14 protein-coding genes and 1 tRNA gene are annotated in these 20,183 nt (G+C 72.1%); 1 reads left to right on the top strand and 14 read right to left on the bottom strand.

The genetic code is table 11. The features are described 5' to 3' along the window. Window positions 1-47: 47 nt before the first annotated feature. The 11 genes from ABZ948_RS31130 to bldG all read right to left on the bottom strand — a co-directional run bounded on the left by ABZ948_RS31130 (window position 48) and on the right by bldG (window position 16,523). Window positions 48-124: transfer RNA gene (locus ABZ948_RS31130), tRNA-Thr, on the bottom strand. 108 nt (window positions 125-232) lie between these two features. Next, window positions 233-1,894: an alpha/beta hydrolase gene (locus ABZ948_RS31135; RefSeq protein ID WP_359765131.1), complete on the bottom strand. Its 1,662-nt coding sequence runs from the start codon at window positions 1,892-1,894 to the stop codon at window positions 233-235. 156 nt (window positions 1,895-2,050) lie between these two features. Further along, the gene (locus tag ABZ948_RS31140) at window positions 2,051-3,256 is read right to left on the bottom strand and encodes a DNA polymerase III subunit delta' (RefSeq protein ID WP_359765133.1); all 1,206 of its coding nucleotides are present in this window, start codon (window positions 3,254-3,256) and stop codon (window positions 2,051-2,053) included. Window positions 3,257-3,406: 150 nt separating this feature from the next. Beyond that, window positions 3,407-6,748 carry a dTMP kinase gene (gene tmk, locus ABZ948_RS31145; protein ID WP_359765134.1) on the bottom strand — a complete coding sequence of 1,114 codons (3,342 nt, stop codon included), beginning with the start codon at window positions 6,746-6,748 and terminating at the stop codon, window positions 3,407-3,409. Window positions 6,749-6,902: 154 nt separating this feature from the next. Next, window positions 6,903-9,737, bottom strand: coding sequence for a type I DNA topoisomerase (topA, locus tag ABZ948_RS31150; RefSeq protein WP_359765136.1), 2,835 nt, complete (start codon window positions 9,735-9,737; stop codon window positions 6,903-6,905). A 246-nt stretch (window positions 9,738-9,983) separates the two neighbouring features. Further along, entirely contained in the window at window positions 9,984-10,181 is a 198-nt protein-coding gene (locus ABZ948_RS31155) for a hypothetical protein (RefSeq protein ID WP_359765139.1), read from the bottom strand. Between the two features lie 298 nt (window positions 10,182-10,479). Next, a complete protein-coding gene (locus tag ABZ948_RS31160; protein WP_359765141.1) occupies window positions 10,480-12,009 on the bottom strand; it encodes a DUF7059 domain-containing protein in 1,530 nt (509 codons plus the stop codon). 141 nt (window positions 12,010-12,150) lie between these two features. Next, complete coding sequence (locus tag ABZ948_RS31165; RefSeq protein WP_359765142.1) at window positions 12,151-12,738, bottom strand: small secreted protein; 588 nt, start codon at window positions 12,736-12,738, stop codon at window positions 12,151-12,153. 193 nt (window positions 12,739-12,931) lie between these two features. Next, window positions 12,932-15,337, bottom strand: coding sequence for a sodium-translocating pyrophosphatase (locus tag ABZ948_RS31170; protein ID WP_359765144.1), 2,406 nt, complete (start codon window positions 15,335-15,337; stop codon window positions 12,932-12,934). A gap of 272 nt (window positions 15,338-15,609) precedes the next feature. Continuing rightward, entirely contained in the window at window positions 15,610-16,047 is a 438-nt protein-coding gene (locus ABZ948_RS31175) for an ATP-binding protein (RefSeq protein WP_359765146.1), read from the bottom strand. A gap of 134 nt (window positions 16,048-16,181) precedes the next feature. Then, window positions 16,182-16,523 carry an anti-sigma factor antagonist BldG gene (gene bldG / locus ABZ948_RS31180; RefSeq protein ID WP_003991900.1) on the bottom strand — a complete coding sequence of 114 codons (342 nt, stop codon included), beginning with the start codon at window positions 16,521-16,523 and terminating at the stop codon, window positions 16,182-16,184. 79 nt (window positions 16,524-16,602) lie between these two features. Here bldG and ABZ948_RS31185 point away from each other — a divergent pair, with 79 nt between their 5' ends. Beyond that, the gene (locus ABZ948_RS31185) at window positions 16,603-19,137 is read left to right on the top strand and encodes a DEAD/DEAH box helicase (RefSeq protein ID WP_359765149.1); all 2,535 of its coding nucleotides are present in this window, start codon (window positions 16,603-16,605) and stop codon (window positions 19,135-19,137) included. Here ABZ948_RS31185 and ABZ948_RS31190 read toward each other — a convergent pair. Genes ABZ948_RS31190 through ABZ948_RS31200 form a run of 3 tightly spaced genes read right to left on the bottom strand, consistent with a single transcriptional unit; the run spans window position 19,022 to window position 20,161 of the window. Beyond that, on the bottom strand, window positions 19,022-19,609 hold the full coding sequence (locus ABZ948_RS31190) for an Rv3654c family TadE-like protein (protein ID WP_435857664.1): 588 nt from the start codon (window positions 19,607-19,609) through the stop codon (window positions 19,022-19,024). The two genes, ABZ948_RS31185 and ABZ948_RS31190, sit on opposite strands and share 116 nt — an antisense overlap. Continuing rightward, window positions 19,606-19,965: a TadE family type IV pilus minor pilin gene (locus ABZ948_RS31195; RefSeq protein ID WP_114254506.1), complete on the bottom strand. Its 360-nt coding sequence runs from the start codon at window positions 19,963-19,965 to the stop codon at window positions 19,606-19,608. Before ABZ948_RS31195 ends, ABZ948_RS31190 begins: the two co-directional genes overlap by 4 nt. Then, window positions 19,952-20,161, bottom strand: a complete 210-nt coding sequence (locus ABZ948_RS31200; protein WP_359765151.1) for a DUF4244 domain-containing protein — start codon at window positions 20,159-20,161, stop codon at window positions 19,952-19,954. The genes ABZ948_RS31195 and ABZ948_RS31200 overlap by 14 nt, the downstream gene beginning before the upstream one ends. Window positions 20,162-20,183 lie beyond the last annotated feature (22 nt).

Here is a 20,183-nt window from a genome sequence, read left to right on the forward strand (position 1 = left end):
TCGTCGTACAAAAGGCCAGGTCAGAACGCATCTGACCTGGCCTTTGCTGGAGCCGCCTTCGGGATTCGAACCCGAGACCTACGCATTACGAGTGCGTTGCTCTGGCCATCTGAGCTAAGGCGGCGCGCCGTCCGCACTATGGTGCGATCAGCAACGACGGTAAGTCTACACAGTTTCCGGGGGTGCTCCGTACCAGCCCCGGAGGGGAGCCCTCCGGGGCCGGGCGCGGCGGCTATGAGCAGCGCTTTCCGTCCTGGGGCGGGGTGCCGCGGAGCAGGTACGCGTTGATCGTGGAGTCGATGCAGGAGCTGCCGCGGCCGTAGGCCGTGTGGCCGTCGCCCTCGTAGGTGAGCAGGCGGGCCGAGGAGAGCTGGCCGGCCAGGGCCTCGGCCCAGCGGTACGGCGTCGCCGGGTCGCGGGTGGTGCCGACCACGACGATGGGCGCCGCCCCCTTGGCCTCGATGCGGTGCGGCTCGCCCGTGGCCCGCACGGGCCAGTACGCGCAGTTCAGGGCGGCCCAGGCCAGGCCCTCGCCGAAGACCGGGGACGCCTTCTCGAACGCGGGCAGCGACCTGCGCACCTCGTCGGGGCTGTCGAAGGCGGGCGGCAGGTCCAGGCAGTTCACCGCCGCGTTGGCGAACATCAGGTTGCTGTAGCCGCCGTCGGCGTCCCGCTCGTAGTAGCCGTCGGACAGGACGAGGAGTCCGGAGCCGTCGTTCTCCTTCATCGCGGACGTCAGCGCCTCGCGCAGCTGCTGCCAGGCGCCCTCGTCGTACATGGCCGCGATCACACCGGTCGTGGCGAGCGACTCGGTCAGCTTGCGGCCGTCGGCGTCTCCGGTCGGCACGGGGCGCGCGTCCAGCTTCTCGAAGAAGGCCTTGAGGTTCTCGCCGACCTTCCCGGGCGAGGTTCCCTCGGCGCCCAGGGGGCAGTCGGGCTGCCGTACGCAGTCCCGCGCGAACGAGCGGAACGCCGTCTCGAAGCCCGCGGTCTGTTCGAGGTTCAGCCGCCGGGCGGGCAGCGACGGGTCCATCGCGCCGTCCAGCACCAGCCGGCCCGTCCGCTGCGGGAAGAGCCCGGCGTACGTCGCGCCGAGGAACGTCCCGTAGGAGGCTCCGACGAAGTTGAGCTTCTCGTCGCCGAGCGCCGCCCGCACGATGTCCATGTCCCGGGCCGTCTCCACGGTCGACACATGGCGCAGCAGCTTGGGCGCGTCCGCGCCGCAGCCCTCGGCGAACGTCCGGTACGCCGCGACCAGCCCGTCGGTCTCCTTCGCGTCGTCGGGCGTGGCGTCCGTCTGCGTGTACGTGTCCATCTCCGGCCCGTCCAGGCACTCGACGGGCTCGCTGCGGGCCACGCCGCGCGGGTCGACCGCCACCATGTCGTAGCGGGCCCGCACCTCGGACGGATAGCCGATGCCCGCGTACGCCTGCACGTAGCCGATCGCCGAGCCGCCCGGCCCGCCGGGGTTCACGAGCAGCGAGCCGAGCCGCTCGCCCGGGCCCGTGGCCTTCTTGCGGGCGACGGCGAGCCGGACGTCGCCGCCGGACGGCTTGTCGTAGTCGAGCGGCGCCTTGACCGTGGCGCACTCGAAGCCCGGGACGCCGCAGCCGCGCCAGGCCGGCTTCTGCCGGTAGTACGGCGAGAGCGCCGCGGGGACGGGCCGCGGCAGCGCGACGAGCGCCGCCGTGTCGGCCGCCGCGGAGGCGGCGGACGCGGTGGACGTCGTCGAACTGCCGGAGGAGCAGGCGGAGACGAGCAGCGCGGCCGTGGCGAGGAGGCCGGCCGCGGTCCTGGCTCCGCTGCGGGCCCTGCGGTGGACGCCGCCGGAGCGGGAGACCGAGGCGGCGCGGAGGGAGACCGAGGCGGTGCGGGGGGTACGCCTTGTGTACATCCAGCGAGCGTAACTCTGCGCGACGGAATGGACGCCCTGCGTGCGTGTCGTGCCTCGTACGAGTGACGCGGTCAAGCCCGTGCATGCCTCGCGAGAGGTGCAGGAGCGCGCCATGTGAGCCCTGCGCGAGTGCCTCGTGAGCGGTGCGGCTTTTCCTCAGCCCGCTCTGAGCGCCATCGTCATCGCCTCCACCGCGAGGAGCGGCGCCACATTGCGGTCGAGCGCGTCACGGCAGGCGGAGATGGCCTCGATGCGGCGCAGCGTGGACTCCGGGGAGCTGCCGCGGGCGAGGCGCTCCAGGGCGTCCTCGGCGTCCGCGTTGGCGATGGCCACGCGGGAGCCGAGCTGGAGGGCGAGGACGTCGCGGTAGAAGGCCGTGAGGTCGGTCAGGGCGAGGTCGAGACTGTCGCGCTGCGTGCGCGTCCTGCGGCGCTTCTGCTTGTCCTCCAGGTCCTTCATCACGCCCGCCGTGCCGCGCGGCATGCGGCCGCCCTGCGCCGCGCCGAGGGCGGCCTTCAGCTCCTCGGTCTCCTTGCCGTCCGTCTCCTCCGCGAGCTGCTTGGCGTCCTCCGCGGCCGCGTCGACCAGCTCCTGGGCGGCCTTGAGCGCGCCGCCGATCTCCTCCACGCGCAGTGGCAGCCGCAGCACGGCGGCCCGTCGCTCGCGCGCCGCCGGGTCGGTGGCCAGGCGGCGGGCCCGGTCGACATGGCCCTGGGTCGCACGGGCCACCGCGGCGGCGACGTCCGGCTCGATGCCCTCGCGGCGCACCAGCATGTCGGCGACGGCGTCGACCGACGGCGTGCTCAGGTTCAGGTGGCGGCAGCGGGAGCGGATGGTCGGCAGGACGTCCTCGATGGAGGGGGCGCACAGCAGCCAGACCGTGCGGGGGGCGGGCTCCTCCACGGCCTTGAGGACGGCGTTGGCCGACTTCTCGTTCAGCCGCTCGGCGTCCTCGACGAGGATGATCTGCCAGCGGCCGTTCGCGGGCGAGGTGAACGACTTGCGGACCGTGTCGCGCATGTCGTCGGCGAGGATCTGCGTGCCTACCGCGGCGACCGTGGTGACGTCGGCGTGCGTGCCGACCAGGGCCGTGTGGCATCCGTCGCAGAAGCCGCAGCCCGGGGCTCCGCCGAGCGCGCGGTCGGGGCTGACACACTGCAGCGCCGCCGCGAACGCCCGCGCCGCCTGGTTGCGGCCCGCTCCCGGCGGGCCCGTGAACAGCCACGCGTGCGTCATCTTCGACGCCTCGGGCGGAGGGGCGTCGGAGGCGGCCGCGGTGACCAGCGCGTCGGCGTCCCGGGCGGCAGCGGCCAGCTGCTCGCTCACCCTCTGCTGCCCGACGAGGTCGTCCCACACGGTCATGGGTCACGCCGCCCTTCCGTCATGTTCTGCGGTGCGGAATCCATTGTGGGGGTGGGCACTGACAGTGCCGGACGGGAGCCGTACGAAAGGGGCCCGGACCGGGTGGGTCCGGGCCCCTTTTCCGCCCTCGTTCGTCTTACGCCGGAGGCCTCAGCGGCCCCGGCCGCCCCTCCCGCGGCGCCCGCGGCCCTCGTCCTGCTCCTCGTCGTGCGGTCCGAGCAGTTCGTCCGCCAGCGACGGCAGGTCGTCCAGCGGCGTCTCCTCGGCCCAGTCGGAGCGGCGGCGGCGCGGCGCCCCCTCGGCGTCGACCTGGGGCAGCTCCCGCGTGCGGTCTTCCGTACCGTCGGGCCGGGCTGTCGGGGCGGCGTCGTCCCGGAAGTAGCCGGGCGGCACCCGGTCCGCCGGTCCGTCCCCACGCACGGGAGGCAGCACGGCCGTCTCTTCGGCATCCCGGACGGGGGGCAGCACTGCCGTCTCCTCGGCATCCCGGACAGGGGGCAGCACGGCCGTCTCCTCGGCGTCCCTGACAGGCGGCAGGACCGCCGTCTCCTCGGAGTCGCTCGGCCGGACCGGCGGCAGCACCTCCGTCTGCTCCCCAGCCGTCCCCTCCCCAGCCGTCCGCTCCCCGGCCGTCCGCTCCTCCGCCGCCGGCGGAATCGGCGGCTTCGGCAGCTCGGCCGTCACCTCGGCTTCGGAGTCACCGGAGGCCCGGCCCCGGCCCTGCTCCTCGTCCCGCACCGGGCGCAGCACGGTCGTGTCGTCCGCCGAGCCGCCCGGTGTCACCACGGGCGTCGGCACGGTCGCCGCGTCCTGTCCCGCCTGCGGGCCGGAGGGGCGCTCCGGCGCGGGGCTCTTGGACATCGAGATCTTCGGTCCGGCCTCGGCCGCGGCGGCCGCCGCCTCCGCGAGCCGCCTCGCCTCCTCGGCCCGCAGCAGGGCCTCCTCGGCCTTGCGCTGCTTCTCCAGGCGGAGCGCCTCGGCCTCGGCACGCAGCCGCGCCTCCTCCTCGGCCTGCTTGCGGCGCCGTTCCTCCTCGGCCTTGCGGCGGGCCTCCTCCTCGGCCCGGGCCTTCTCCTCCGCGAGGAGCCGTGCCCGCTCCTCCTCGGCCTTCTTCCGCGCTTCCTCGGCCCGGCGCCGGGCCTCCTCCGCCTGCCGTTCGGCCTCGCGGCGCTGCGCCTCCTCCAGCTCGCGGCGCTTGCGCTCCTCCTCCTCGGCGCGCAGCTTGGCCAGCTGCTCCTGGCGCTCGCGCTCCAGGCGCTCCTCCTCGGCCTTGCGGGCGGCCTCTTCCTCGGCCTTGCGGCGGGCCTCCTCCTCGGCCTTCTTCCGGGCCTCCTCGCGGGCCTTGATCTCGGCCTCGGACAGCGGCAGCACCTGGTCGAGGCGGTGCCGGATGACGGTCGTGACGGCCTCCGGCTCCTGGCCGGCGTCCACCACCAGGTACCGCCCGGCGTCGGCCGCGGCCAGGGTGAGGAAACCGGCCCGCACGCGCGCGTGGAACTCGGCGGGCTCCGACTCCAGCCGGTCGGGCGCCTCGGTGAACCGCTCGCGCGCGGTCTCCGGCGCGACGTCCAGCAGCACGGTCAGATGCGGCACGAGTCCGTTCGTCGCCCAGCGGTTGATGCGGGCGATCTCCGTCGGCGACAGGTCACGGCCCGCGCCCTGATAGGCCACGGAGGAGTCGATGTACCGGTCGGTGATGACGACCGCGCCGCGCTCCAGGGCGGGCCGTACGACCGTGTCGACGTGCTCGGCCCGGTCGGCCGCGTACAGCAGCGCCTCCGCGCGGTGCGACAGGCCCGCGCTGGACACGTCCAGCAGGATGGACCGCAGCCGCTTGCCCACCGGCGTCGCCCCCGGCTCGCGGGTCAGCACGACCTCGTGGCCCTTGGCGCGGATCCACTCGGCGAGCGCCTCGGCCTGCGTGGACTTGCCGGCCCCGTCGCCGCCCTCCAGGGCGATGAAGAAGCCGGAGGCCGTGGTCGCCTGCTCCGGGTCGTCACCGCCGAGCAGCGCGTCCCTCAGGTCCTGCCGCAGGGGCACGCCGGAGCGGTCGTCGACCTTGGCCAGCACCAGCACGGCCACCGGCAGCAGCAGGGCGCCGGCCAGCATCAGCGTGAAGGCCGCGCCGCCGTGCGCGAAGACGAACTTGCCGCTCTCCAGCCGGTGCGGCCCGATGCCCGCCGCGACCACCGGGGCGATCACCGCGCCCAGCGCCACGCAGACCCGGACGACCGCGTGCAGGTGCTCCGTCGTACGGGACCGCCGGTACTCCTCGGTCTCCTGGTCCAGCAGGGTGTGCCCGGTGTTGGCGGCCATGCCCGCGCCGGCACCGGCCAGCGCGAGGATCAGCAGCACGCTGGTGACGTCCGGGACCAGGCCGGCGGCCAGCAGCGCGACACCGGTGAAGGCGATCGCCAGCGCGAGGAGCCGGCGGCGTGACAGGGCGGGCAGCAGGCGGGGGGCCGTACGGATGCCGACTACGACACCGCCGGTCAGCGCGCCCACGAACAGCCCGTACAGGACCGGACCGCCGCCCAGGTCCTTGGCGTGCAGGACGGCCACGGCGACGGCGGCCGACACGGCGGTGGCGACGGCGGCGCAGGCCAGCACCAGCAGCGGCATGGCGCCGGTGCGGCCCTTCTCGGCGCCCGTGGTGGTCTTCGGGCGGCGCAGCCCCTCCAGCGGCGACCGCGCGCGCGGGGTGCGCGTGGCGGGCAGCTCCAGGAAGGTCAGTACGGACAGGGACGCGGCGAACAGCCCGGCGGCGACGTAGGAGGCGAGGGCGGCCTGGTGCTGGGCGAACCAGTCGATGCCGGCGCCCAGCAGGTTGTTGAAGAGGGCGGCGACGACGAGGGCGACGGCCGCGAGGGGGATCGCCACGAAGCCCGTGCGCAGCGACAGCCGGCGCAGGGCGTCCATGTGGTCCGGCAGCGGCCGGACGGTCGCGCCCTCCGGCGGCGGGGCCGGCAGCAGGGCGGGGGCTGCGCTCTCGCGGCACACCGTCCAGAACCGCTCGGCGACTCCGGTCACGAAGGCGGTGACGAGGAGGATGGCCAGCGCGTTCTCGGGCGTCCAGTCGATCCACAGGGGCGCGACGATGAGCAGCGCGGCACGCAGCCCGTCCGCGCCGACCATGGTCCAGCGGCGGTCGAGCGGGCCGTCCTGGGAGGTGAGCGCGGTGAGCGGCCCGAGGAGCACGGCGCCGAACAGCAGCGTCGCGAGGATGCGCACCCCGAAAACGGTCGCCACTGCGAACGCCACGCCTCGGTAGCCGCCCCCGAAAGAGCCCTCCGCGATGGACGCCTGGAGGGCGAGGACGACCAGCACGAGGAGCGCGAGGGTGTCTCCCACGCCTCCCACGAGCTGGGCGCTCCACAACCGCTTCAACTGCGGACGGCGCAGCAGGGCGCGGACGGCACGCTCGCGGGAGTCCGCGACCAGGGCGTCGTCGGGGGCCGGCTGAGGGGCCGTTGGATGCTCGGCTCGCGTCATGCATTCAGCCTATCGGGAGGCACCGACACCCTGGAGCGCCCGGCCTGGCATGCGCACGCCCCGACACCGAAGTGTTGCCGGGGCGTTCGCTTTCCGAACCCTGGGCGAAGCCCCGGACCTTGGCATCAGGGGCCGGCCCGGGGTGCGAACGGCCTCAGTCCTCCGCCGACTTCGCGGCGGTCGCCGTCTTGGCGGCCGTCTTCTTCGCGGCGGTGGTCTTCTTGGCCGTCGCCTTCTTCGCCGTCGTGGTCTTCTTCGCCGCGGTCTTCTTGGCCGCCGTCGCCGTCTTCTTCGCCGGCGCCTTCTTGGCCGCCTTCTTCGCGGTCTTCTTCGCCGGCCCCTTCGCGCGCTTCTCGGCGAGCAGCTCGAACCCGCGCTCCGGGGTGATCGTCTCGACACTGTCGCCGGAGCGCAGGGTCGCGTTGGTCTCGCCGTCGGTGACGTACGGTCCGAAGCGGCCGTCCTTGACGACGACGGGCTTCTCGCTGACCGGGTCGGTGCCCAGTTCCTTCAGCGGCGGCTTGGCCGCGGCCCGGCCACGCTGCTTGGGCTGGGCGTAGATCGCCAGCGCCTCCTCCAGCGTGATCGTGAAGAGCTGCTCCTCGGACTGGAGCGAGCGCGAGTCCGTGCCCTTCTTCAGGTACGGGCCGTAGCGGCCGTTCTGCGCGGTGATCTCCTGGCCCTCGGCGTCCGTGCCGACGACGCGCGGCAGCGACATCAGCTTCAGGGCGTCGTCGAGGGTCACCGTGTCCAGGGACATCGACTTGAACAGGGACGCCGTGCGCGGCTTGACCGCGTTCTTGCCCGTCTTCGGGGTGCCCTCGGGGAGGACCTCCGTCACGTACGGGCCGTAGCGGCCGTCCTTGGCGACGATCGCGTGGCCGGTGGCGGGGTCGGTACCGAGCTCGAAGTCACCGCTGGGCTTGGCCAGCAGCTCCTCCGCCAGCTCCACGGACAGCTCGTCCGGCGCGAGGTCGTCCGGGATGTCGGCGCGCTGGTGCTGCTCGGTGTCCTTCTCGCCGCGCTCGATGTAGGGGCCGTAGCGCCCCACCCGCAGCACGATGTCGTTGCCCACCGGGAACGACGACACCTCGCGCGCGTCGATCGCGCCCAGGTCGGTCACCAGCTCCTTGAGGCCGCCGAGGTGGTCACCGTCGCCGTTGCCGGCCTCGGCGGCGCCGCCGTTGTGCGTGCCCTCGCCGAAGTAGAACCGCTTCAGCCACGGCACGGCCTGCGCCTCACCGCGGGCGATGCGGTCGAGGTCGTCCTCCATCTTGGCGGTGAAGTCGTAGTCGACGAGCCGCCCGAAGTGCTTCTCCAGGAGGTTGACCACGGCGAACGACAGGAAGGACGGGACGAGTGCCGTGCCCTTCTTGAACACGTAGCCGCGGTCCAGGATCGTGCCGATGATCGACGCGTACGTCGACGGGCGGCCGATCTCGCGCTCCTCCAGCTCCTTGACCAGGGAGGCCTCGGTGTAGCGGGCCGGGGGCTTGGTGGCGTGCCCGTCGACCGTGATCTCCTCGGCGCTCAGGGCGTCGCCCTCGGAGACCTGGGGCAGCCGGCGCTCGCGGTCGTCGAGCTCGGCGTTCGGGTCGTCGGCGCCTTCGACGTAGGCCTTCAGGAAGCCGTGGAAGGTGATCGTCTTGCCGGACGCGCTGAACTCGACGTCCCGGCCGTCGGAGGCGCTGCCGCCGATCTTGACCGTGACGCTGTTGCCGGTCGCGTCCTTCATCTGGGAGGCGACGGTCCGCTTCCAGATCAGCTCGTACAGCTTGAACTGGTCGCCGGTGAGTCCGGTCTCGGCGGGAGTGCGGAAACGATCACCCGAGGGGCGGATCGCCTCGTGGGCCTCCTGCGCGTTCTTGACCTTCCCGGCGTACGTCCGCGGCTGCGGCGGCAGGTAGTCGGCGCCGTACAGCTGCGTGACCTGGGCGCGGGCGGCGGCGACCGCCGTGTCGCTCAGGGTCGTGGAGTCCGTACGCATGTACGTGATGTAGCCGTTCTCGTACAGCTTCTGCGCGATCTGCATCGTGGCCTTCGCGCCGAAGCCGAGCTTGCGGCTGGCCTCCTGCTGCAGCGTCGTCGTACGGAACGGGGCGTACGGCGAGCGGCGGTAGGGCTTGGACTCGACGGAGCGGACGGCGAACCGCGTCTGCTCCAGGGCGGCGGCCAGGGCGCGGGCGTTCGCCTCGTCGAGGTGGAGGGTGTTCGCGCTCTTGAGTTGTCCCAGGGAGTCGAAGTCGCGGCCCTGCGCGACCCGCCTGCCGTCGACGGTCTGCAGGCGCGCCACCAGCGACGACGGGTCCGACTGGTCTCCGGCGCGGCCGGTCGCGAAGGTGCCCGTCAGGTCCCAGTACTCAGCCGAACGAAAGGCGATGCGCTCGCGTTCCCGCTCGACGACGAGACGGGTCGCGACCGACTGGACACGGCCCGCGGACAGCCGCGGCATGACCTTCTTCCACAGGACCGGCGAGACCTCGTAGCCGTAGAGGCGGTCGAGGATGCGGCGGGTCTCCTGGGCGTCGACCAGCTTCTGGTTGAGCTGGCGCGGGTTGGCCACGGCGGCCTGGATCGCGGCCTTGGTGATCTCGTGGAAGACCATCCGCTTGACCGGGACCTTGGGCTTGAGCACCTCCTGGAGGTGCCAGGCGATGGCCTCGCCCTCGCGGTCCTCATCGGTGGCGAGGAAGAGTTCGTCGGACTCCTTCAGCAGGTCCTTGAGCTTCTTGACCTGCGCCTTCTTGTCGGCGTTGACCACATAGATCGGCTGGAAGTCATGGTCGACGTCCACACCGAGGCGGCGGACCTCGCCGGTGTACTTCTCGGGCACCTCGGCGGCGCCGTTGGGAAGGTCGCGGATGTGCCCGACGCTCGCCTCGACGATGTAGCCGGGGCCGAGATAGCCCTTGATCGTCTTCGCCTTGGCAGGCGACTCGACGATGACGAGTCGGCGGCCGCCCTTCGCGGTCTCGCTGGTCGGGGACAACTTCGCTCTTCTCTCCGGTCGACGCTGGGGCCTCCCCGGAGTCGCTTACCGGGGCTGGGTACGTGGTGACGCTGCGGAGTGTGACGGTACAGCCCGCCCCCGTGTCAAACGGGAAAAGCCCGCAACGGCCACTCGAACGGTAACCCGACTACCACCATTCCTGCCGCCCGGAGTGCCCAGAGCAAGCAAGGCCCCGTGCGGAGCGCGACCTCCCGGTTACGGGCGGGCACGGCCGCGGCGCCGGACTCAGAGGCGGGTGAAGCACCACGCTCCGACCGCCAGGGCGAGCACCGCGACGACGCTCGCGAGGGTCGCCGACGCGACCGGCCTCACCCCGTGGGCGACGGGCCGGTGCCGGCGCACCCGCGTCACCGTCCACGCCAGCAGTGCCCCTCCGAACAGGGAGAACACCGCTCCCGCGAAGATCGCCGGTTCGCTCTCCATGGCCCGCCGTGCCCCTTTTCTCACGTCCGTGACTCCCCAGCCCCGGGAGGCTGACACGCGGGGGCGGCGAGCAGGCGAACCTGAGGTGAACGCCGGGGCGACACGGCTGTCGATCAAGGACGTCCAGTCCCTCACGACCCCTTTCGGACGAGGTGTTCAAATCGACTCGAATTTGTTGGCGGCTTCCTTGGCGGAAGCTGCTCCGGGGCCCTCAGTCGGCTTCCTCGGCCCAAGCCGCCCGGGCCTCTCAGCCGGCCGGGCCTCTGAGCCGCTCGGGCCCCTCAGCCGCCCGGGCCTCTCAGCCGGCCGGCTCCAGGAACCCCTGCTCCACGAGCAGCCGGATCTGTGCCGGCGTGCGGTCGCGCAGCAGTACCGGGTCCTCGCCGACCAGCTGGGCGATGGCGTCGAGGATGCGGCCGGCGCTCATCGTGCCGTCGCAGACGCCCGCGAAGCCCGCGCCGACCGTGTCCACCCGGGTCGCCCGGCGCATGCCGCGGTTCTGGCGCAGCACCACGTGCTCCGGGTCCTCGGCGCCGGGCAGCCCGACCTGCTCCTGCACGATCTCGGCGGCGAGCCGGAAATGCCCTTCGAGCAGGGCGGCGTCGTCGTGCTCGCGCAGGTAATCGAGCCGGTCGAAGTGGTTCCGGATGGTGTCGCCGAGCGGCTGCTCGACCGGGTGCGGCCACTCCTCCACCGTGAGGGAGGGCACCGCGGCGTCCGTCCTGCGCAGGGTGATCCAGCCGAAGCCGACGGCCTTCACCTTGCGCGCCTCGAACTCGTCGAGCCATGCGTCGTACCGCGCCTGGTACTCCGCCGCGTCGCCCTGGTGGTCGCCCGCGTCGCGCAGCCACAGCTCGGCGTACTGGTTGATGTCCTGCACCTCGCGCTGCACGATCCACGCGTCGCAGCCCCGGGGCACCCATGACCTGAGCCTGTCCTGCCAGTCCTCCCCTTCCACGTGCTGCCAGTTGGCGAGGAACTGCGCGAACCCGCCCTCGTTCAGCCGTTCCCCTGCCTCCTGAACGAGCGTGCGGCACAGATCGTCCCCGCCCATCCCGCCGTCGCGGTAGGTGAGCCGGGCGCCGGGCGAGATCACGAACGGCGGGTTGGAGACGATCAGGTCGTACCGCTCGTCGTCGCGGACCGGTGCGAAGAGGGAACCCTCGCGCAGATCGGCGGCCGGGGTGCCGGAGAGCGCCAGTGTGAGGGCGGTGATGTGCAGGGCGCGCGGGTTGAGGTCGGTGGCCGTCACGCGCGTGGCGTGCTGCGCGGCGTGCAGGGCCTGGATGCCGGAGCCGGTGCCGAGGTCGAGGGCGGCGGCGACGGGCGTGCGGACGGTGATGCCGGCGAGGGTCGTGGAGGCGCCGCCGACCCCGAGGACGACTCCTTCGTCGCGCCGGCCGATCCCGCCGGCGCCGCCGACGGCGCAGCCCAGGTCCGACACGATGAACCAGTCCTCGCCGCCGGGCCCTCCGTAGGGCCGGACGTCCACCGCGGCGGCGAGGCCGTCGCCGCCGGCGGGCACCAGCCAGCCGCTCTCCAGGCAGGCGTCGACGGGCAGGACGTCCGCCACGCGTGCGTGCGGCACGGGCTGCTGGAGCAGGAACAGCCGGACGAGCATCTCCAGCGGTGTGTCCCCGCGGGTGGCCCGGAGCGCGGGCACGGTCTCGCTCCGGGCCAGTGCCGCGTACGCGGGGGCGCCGAGCAGTTCGAGCAGTCCGTCGGCCGTGAAGGAGGCCGCGAGCAGGGCGTCCCGGAGCCGGGCGGCGACCTCGGGACGGTCGGTGGAGGGCAGCGGGGGCAGGGGTGACTGGCTGGCGTTACTCACGCCCCCATTGTGGCCGCCGACACCGATGACGCACGTGCCCGGACCGGGTATCGCTCGCGTCCCTGCGGGGCGGCTGTGCAGATTTCACAACCGCCCCAGAGTTCACCCCTCAGTTCACACGGAACACCGGGCCCAGCCCACTCAGCTCTGCGTGGCCCCCGCCGACGCCGTCGCCGCCTTGCAGCTCGACTGACGGGCCATCGCCTGGCCGACCTCGCCCTCCTCCAGGTTCCGGAGCGCGTCGTTCCCGCTCTTGCTCAGCTTGTCCAGCTCGGTCGCGATGTCCTTGAGCCCGTCGGCGAACTTCCCCTGGTCCTTCGTGTCCAGCGCGTCGACCTGCTTCTTCAGGTCCGCGTAGGACGAGGAGATCGAGTTGAGCTCCGTGACCGCGTCCTTCTGCTTCTTCTCACCGTTCTCGACATCCGGCGCCCCGGCCTTGTTCACCGCGGCCCCGATCGCCTTGTAGGCGTCGGACATGTCCTGGAAGGCCTGTGCGTCGGTCTTCTGGACGTCCTGCGGCGTGCTGTTGTCCGAGGTCTCCTTCTGGATCGCGGCATTGGCCGACTCGATCTTCTTGGCCTGCGGCTGTACGGCGTCACAGACCTGCTTGGCCCAGGAGTCCAGCTTCTCGTTGTCGTCGCCGCCGCAGCCCGACAGCGCCAGTACCAGTACCGCACCGCCGGACAGTGCGGCCGCGAGCTTCTTGTTCACCGGTTTGGTCCCTTCCATGGCTCTCGGCCCCGGAACATACACGCCAGATGCACGGCAACCGCACGCCGAACGTCTATTAAGACCTTTTTGTAACCTTTTGCACCAAGCGAGAGAAGGCTCACGGCGTGGTCGTGTACACACAAGAGCGGGCGCGCGTCGCGCCAACGCGCGCCGCCCGCCCGCACCTTGAGCTGGGGCTCGAAGGACCTCCCTACGAAACCACCGCCGGGTCGGCCGACTTGGGCTTCGGCTCGGCGTTGCCTTCGTCACCCATGGCGATCCCGCGCCGCTTCGAGACGTACACCGCGCCGACGATCACGAGGAACGCGACGGCCGCGATCAGGATCCGTACCCCGATGCTCTTGTCGGCGCCGTAGGAGAACTTGATCACCGCGGGCGCGATGAGCAGCGACACCAGGTTCATGACCTTCAGCAGCGGGTTGATCGCGGGGCCGGCGGTGTCCTTGAAGGGGTCGCCGACCGTGTCGCCGATGACGGTCGCGGCGTGGGCCTCGCTGCCCTTGCCGCCGTGGTGGCCGTCCTCCACGAGCTTCTTGGCGTTGTCCCAGGCGCCACCGGAGTTGGCGAGGAACACCGCCATCAGCGTGCCCGCGCCGATCGCGCCCGCCAGGTACGCGCCGAGCGCGCCGACGCCGAGCGTGAACCCGATGAAGATGGGCGCCATCACGGCGAGCAGGCCGGGGGTCGCGAGTTCCCGGAGCGCGTCCTTCGTGCAGATGTCGACGACCTTGCCGTACTCCGGCTTCTCGGTGTAGTCCATGATCCCGGGCCGCTCCCGGAACTGCCGCCGCACCTCGAAGACCACGGAACCCGCCGACCGCGACACGGCGTTGATCGCCAGCCCCGAGAAGAGGAAGACGACCGCCGCGCCCGCGACGAGACCCACCAGGTTGTTGGGCTGCGAGATGTCCATCATCAGGCTCATCGGCGCACCGGGCCCGGACAACTCCTCGCCCACGTCCCGCGCGCCGGTGATGATCGCGTCCCGGTACGACCCGAAGAGGGCCGCCGCCGCGAGCACGGCCGTGGCGATCGCGATGCCCTTGGTGATCGCCTTGGTGGTGTTGCCGACCGCGTCCAGGTTGGTGAGCACCTGCGCGCCCGCGCCCTCGACGTCGCCCGACATCTCCGCGATGCCCTGCGCGTTGTCGGAGACCGGCCCGAAGGTGTCCATCGCGACGATCACGCCGACCGTGGTGAGCAGGCCGGTGCCGGCCAGCGCCACCGCGAACAGCGCCAGCATGATCGACGTGCCGCCGAGCAGGAACGCCCCGTACACGCCGAGGCCGATCAACAGGGCGGTGTACACGGCGGATTCGAGGCCGACGGAGATACCGGCGAGGACGACGGTGGCCGGGCCGGTGAGCGAGGTCTTGCCGATGTCCCGGACGGGCCGGCGGGTGGTCTCCGTGAAGTAGCCGGTCAGTTGCTGGATCAGGGCGGCGAGCACGATGCCGATGGCCACCGCGACGAGCGCGAGGATCCGCGGGTCGCCGTCCTTGCCCTGGATCGCGGCGTCGGTGACACCGTCCAGCTCCGAGTACTTCCCCGGCAGGTAGACGAACACGGCCACCGCCACCAGCACGAGCGAGATCACCGCGGAGATGAAGAACCCGCGGTTGATGGCGCTCATGCCGCTGCGGTCGGCGCGCCTCGGCGCGACCGCGAAGATGCCGATCATCGCCGTGACGACACCGATCGCCGGCACCAGCAGCGGGAAGCCGAGCCCGGCGTCGCCGAAGGCCGCCGAGCCGAGGATCAGCGCGGCGACCAGGGTCACGGCGTACGACTCGAAGAGGTCGGCCGCCATGCCCGCGCAGTCGCCGACGTTGTCGCCCACGTTGTCGGCGATGGTCGCGGCATTGCGCGGGTCGTCCTCCGGAATGCCCTGCTCGACCTTGCCGACCAGGTCGGCGCCGACGTCGGCGGCCTTGGTGAAGATGCCGCCGCCGACTCGCATGAACATCGCGATCAGCGCGGCCCCGAGACCGAATCCCTCCAGCACCTTCGGCGCGTCGGCCGCGTACACCAGCACCACGCAGGAGGCACCGAGCAGGCCGAGGCCCACCGTGAACATGCCGACCACGCCGCCGGTGCGAAAAGCGATCTTCATCGCTTTGTGCGAGACGGCGGTCAGATCTTTTTCCGGCTCGCCTGCCGCCGGGGTCGCTTCACGCGCCGCCGCGGCGACACGCACATTGCTGCGAACGGCGAGCCACATGCCGATATAGCCGGTGGCCGCCGAGAACGCCGCTCCGATCAGGAAGAACACCGACCGTCCGACACGCTGATTCCAGTCGTCCGCGGGCAGCAGCATGAGCAGGAAGAACACGACGACGGCGAATACGCCGAGCGTGCGCAGTTGGCGTGCCAGATAGGCGTTCGCGCCTTCCTGGACCGCTGCCGCGATCTTCTTCATGCTGTCGGTGCCCTCGCCGGCCGCGAGTACCTGGCGCACCAGGACGCCCGCGACCGCGAGCGCCGCCAGCGCGACGACCGCGATGACCACGATGAGAACGCGGTTGCCATCAGTCAGTACGGCGGCTGCGAGGTCTGTGGGATGGCCCGACTGTGCTGAGATGGAAAGCCCCGCCATTCGTCCTCCTTGACGCTTGGGCTGAGCTCAAGATGTGGACGGGATTGTAGGTACCGGAACCTGATCAAAACAGAGCGCGATAAACGGAATTAGCCTTCTGAGGTAATGCCCTGAAAGCATTCTTGAGCTGCCGTGGAGCACGCGAATGATCGTGAACGAATTCACGCGATGAACGGCACAGGAACTACTGTAAAGGCGACCACTGACACCCGCACACGGCGAAGGGCCCCACGGGTGGGGCCCTTCGGAAGAACGGTGTGCGCGGTGGCCGGTCAGACCAGGATGGTGGGCGGCGGCGTGGTCGGCCAGGTCATCTTGATCGACCCGCCGTGCTCTCCCGCGCTGACCTCGACGTCGTCGACGAGGCCGCTGATGACCGCGAGGCCCATCTCGTCCTCGTCGGCCTCCCCGTCGGAGTCGCCGGGCCCGGCACCGGGCGCGCGCTCGCCGGGGACCGCGTGCGGGGCCTCGTCGCCGACCTCGATGGAGAACTGTTTCTCCTCCTCGATCAGCAGCACCTTCACCGGTGCCGAGATCCCGCCTGTCTGATGCAGTCCGACGGCCCGGGTGCAGGCCTCGCCGACGGCGAGCCTGACCTCGTCGAGGACGGCCTCGTCCACTCCGGCCCTGCGCGCCACCGCTGCCGCCACCAGCCGGGCGGTCCTGACGTGCTCGGGCAGCGCGCTGAAGCGGAGCTCAACGGTGGCCATGCATCCCCCTCGCAACTACGGGCGTGCTGTCGGGAGGCACCGGGCCGCCGAAAAGCCCGGGCCCCCTCGGTCTTCACTTCTGCCGAACTCGTGCCGCACTGCGGCCGGCCCGGGCACGGGGCCCGGGTCCGGTCTCAGTCGGTTGCCGCTACCGCTTCCTCGACCGAGGTGTGAATCGGGAACACCTTGGTGAGGCCGGTGATGCGGAAGATCTTCAGAATGCGCTCCTGGTTGCAGACCAGGCGCAGGGAGCCCTCATGGGCACGCACGCGCTTGAGGCCGCCGACCAGCACGCCGAGCCCGGTGGAGTCGAGGAAGTCCACGCCCTCCATGTCGACGACAAGGTGGAAACTGCCGTCGTTCACCAGCTCGACCAACTGCTCGCGCAGCTTGGGCGCGGTATATACGTCGATTTCGCCACCGACCCTGACGATCGTGCGATCGCCCATGGTCTCGGTCGACAGGGACAGGTCCACGGATCCTCCAGCACCTTGCTATCGAGCGGTCGCCCTTCGGGCATCTCGGCTTCAGCCCTTGGACGCTTCGCCAGCCGCGATGGCATTCAATCACTTACCGGCAGGCGTGCACGACGCCTTGGCTCCATTGTCCGTCACGCCAGTGACACACTCGGTGCCGATGGCCAAGAATCACCGATCCGATCGAACCCCGACGGACCCCGCCTCCCGGCCCGCGCCGGGCGCGGTCCTGGACCGGCTCGCGTCCGGTCCGAGCAGGGCTTCGCGCATTACTCATACGGAGCACTTGCCCCCGCGCGAGGGTCGGCATGCCGTCTGGCCAGAGCGGATCCGCGCCGAGGTCGTCGCCGCCGTGCAGGCAGCCGGTATCGGGCATCCCTGGGCCCATCAGGCCCGCGCGGCCGAGCACGCCCTGGACGGCGAGTCGGTCGTCGTCGCCACCGGCACGGCCTCCGGCAAGTCGCTGGCCTACCTCGTGCCGGTGCTTTCCACTCTTCTGGAGGGTGCCGAGGCTCCGAACGGCCGCGGCGCGACCACCCTCTACCTGGCTCCGACCAAGGCTCTTGCGGCGGACCAGTGCCGCTCGGTGAAGGAACTTTCACATCCCCTCGGCAACGCCGTGCGCGCCGCCGTGTACGACGGCGATACTCCGTTCGAGGAACGCGAGTGGATCCGCCAGTACGCCAACTACGTCCTGACCAACCCGGACATGCTCCACCGCGGCATCCTGCCGTCCCACCCCCGCTGGTCCTCCTTCCTGAAGTCGCTGAAGTACGTCGTCATCGACGAGTGCCACACCTACCGGGGCGTCTTCGGCTCGCACGTCGCGCAGGTGCTGCGCCGGCTCCGCCGCCTGTGCGCCCGCTACGGCGCCTCGCCCGTGTTCCTGCTGGCCTCCGCCACCGCCGCCGAGCCCGCGGTGGCCGCCCGCCGCCTCACCGGCGTGCCGGTGCTGGAGGTCGCCGACGACGCCTCCCCCCGCGGTGAACTGGTGTTCGCCCTCTGGGAGCCTCCGCTGACCGAGCTGCACGGCGAGAAGGGCGCCCCCGTCCGCCGTACGGCCACCGCCGAGGCCGCCGACCTGCTGACCGACCTCACCGTGCAGGGCGTCCGCTCGGTCGCCTTCGTCCGCTCCCGGCGCGGCGCCGAGCTGATCTCCGTCATCTCCCAGGAGCGGCTGGCCGAGGTCGACCGCTCGCTGGCCCGGCGTGTCGCGGCGTACCGGGGCGGCTATCTCCCGGAGGAGCGCCGCGCGCTCGAACACGCCCTCCATTCGGGTGAACTCCTGGGCCTCGCGGCGACGAACGCCCTGGAACTCGGCATCGACATCTCCGGCCTGGACGCGGTCGTCATCGCGGGCTACCCGGGCACACGGGCCTCCCTGTGGCAGCAGGCCGGCCGGGCCGGACGGTCCGGGCAGGGCGCCCTCGCCGTCCTGGTGGCCCGCGACGATCCCCTGGACACCTTCCTCGTCCACCACCCGGAGGCCCTGTTCGACCAGCCCGTCGAGTCCACCGTCCTCGACCCGGACAACCCCTACGTGCTGGCCCCGCACCTGTGCGCGGCCGCCGCGGAGCTGCCCCTGACGGACGAGGACCTCGACCTGTTCGGCCCGGCCTGCGAGGGCCTGCTGCCGCAGCTGGAGGCCGCGAAGCTGCTGCGCCGCCGCACCAAGGCCTGGCACTGGACCCGCCGCGAGCGCGCCGCCGACCTGACCGACATCCGCGGCGAGGGCGGACGCCCGGTCCAGGTCGTCGAGTCCGGCACGGGCCGGCTGCTCGGCACCGTCGACGCGGGCGCCGCGCACTCGACAGTCCACGAGGGAGCCGTCCACCTCCACCAGGGCCGCACCTACCTCGTGCGGTCGCTGGACCTGGAGGACTCCGTCGCCCTGGTCGACGAGGCCGCCCCGCCGTACTCCACGGTCGCCCGCGACACGACGTCCATCTCGGTCCTGGAGACCGACATCGAGGTCCCCTGGGGCGACGGCCGGCTCTGCTACGGCTCCGTCGAGGTCACCAACCAGGTCGTCTCCTTCCTCCGCAGACGGCTCATCACCGGTGAGGTGCTGGGCGAGACCAAGCTCGACCTCCCTCCTCGCACGCTGCGCACCCGGGCCGTGTGGTGGACCGTCACCGAGGACCAGCTGGACCGCGCCCGGATCACCCCCGAGATCCTCGGCGGCTCCCTGCACGCCGCCGAGCACGCGTCGATCGGCCTGCTGCCCCTCTTCGCGACCTGCGACCGCTGGGACATCGGCGGCGTGTCGATCCCGCTCCACCCCGACACGCTCCTGCCCACGGTCTTCGTCTACGACGGCCATCCCGGCGGCGCGGGCTTCGCGGAGCGCGCCTTCCACACCGCCCGCACCTGGCTGACCGCCACTCGCCAGGCGATCGCCTCCTGCGAGTGCGACGCCGGCTGCCCGTCCTGCATCCAGTCCCCCAAGTGCGGCAACGGCAACGACCCGCTGCACAAGAGGGGCGCGATGCGCCTCCTCACGGTGCTGCTGGAGGGGGCTCCGGAGGAGAAGACGGCGGAAGACCCGGGGCCGACGGAAGATCCGGGGCCGGCGGAAGCCCCCGGGCCGGCGGAAGATCCGGGGCCGGCGTAAGGCCCGGGGCCGACGGAGGCCCCGCCCGCGCCCGCACCTCCGCCGTGAACGGCCCCCGCCCCGAGGCCGCCGTCACGTCGGAGATCTGCCCGACGACCTCGCACCGCGCGAGCCGCACGCCCTGTGCCCGGGCCACCCGGCCGGCCCGCGCGCAGGCCGCCGCGGTGCCCTCGGCCCAGTGGTCCGCCGCCGCGAGCGCCGCGAGATCCGCGGCGCCCGCCGCACGGTGCCGGATCACGACGGCCTGCCCCAGCGCGAGGACCACGCCGAACACCACGCACAGGACGGCGATCGCCCCGACGCTCCAGACGGTGGCCGACCCACGATCCGACCAGACAGTGGCCGACCCACGATCCGACCTGACGGCGGCCGACCCGCGATCCGACCAGGCAGCGGCCGACCCACGATCCGACCAGACGGCGGCCGGCCCTCGGTCCGATCCTGCCCGCCCGGTCACTCGACGCCGTCTCACGACCCCACCGCCTCCTCCACCGACGCCACGGCCTCCTCACGAACGGCGAAGGACAGCCCGCGCAGTACCGGCGGCTCGGCCACGACGACCACCCGCACGTGCTCCGCGTCCCGGCTGACGGTGACCTTCGCGCCGGGCGGCGCCGCCTCGCGGGTCAGCCGCACGACCGCGCCGGGCGGGTCCTGCCGGGCGGCCGCGCGGGCCCCCGTCCGCGCCGCGTCCACGCACTGGATCTGCGCGGCCACGACCAGCAGCCCCCACACCAGCGCCATCGCGAACATCACCAGCACGGGCAGCACCACGGCCGACTCCGCTGTGACGAACCCCCGGTCGGCGCCCCGCTCACATCCGCGCATTGAGGGCTTCCTTCACGATGCTCTGCAACTCCGCGCTGACCGCACCGCTGGTGACCACCTTGTAGAGCACCACCGCGAACGCCACCGCCGCGACGATCCCGGTGGCGTACTCGGAGGTGACCATCCCCGCGTCCCGCCGCGCCGCACGCACCCTGCACACCAAGGCACGCAGCCGTGCCCGCACCACCTGATACATCTCAACCCCCGTATACATGTCG

Source organism: Streptomyces olindensis (assembly GCF_040645895.1).
Lineage (GTDB): Bacteria > Actinomycetota > Actinomycetes > Streptomycetales > Streptomycetaceae > Streptomyces > Streptomyces olindensis.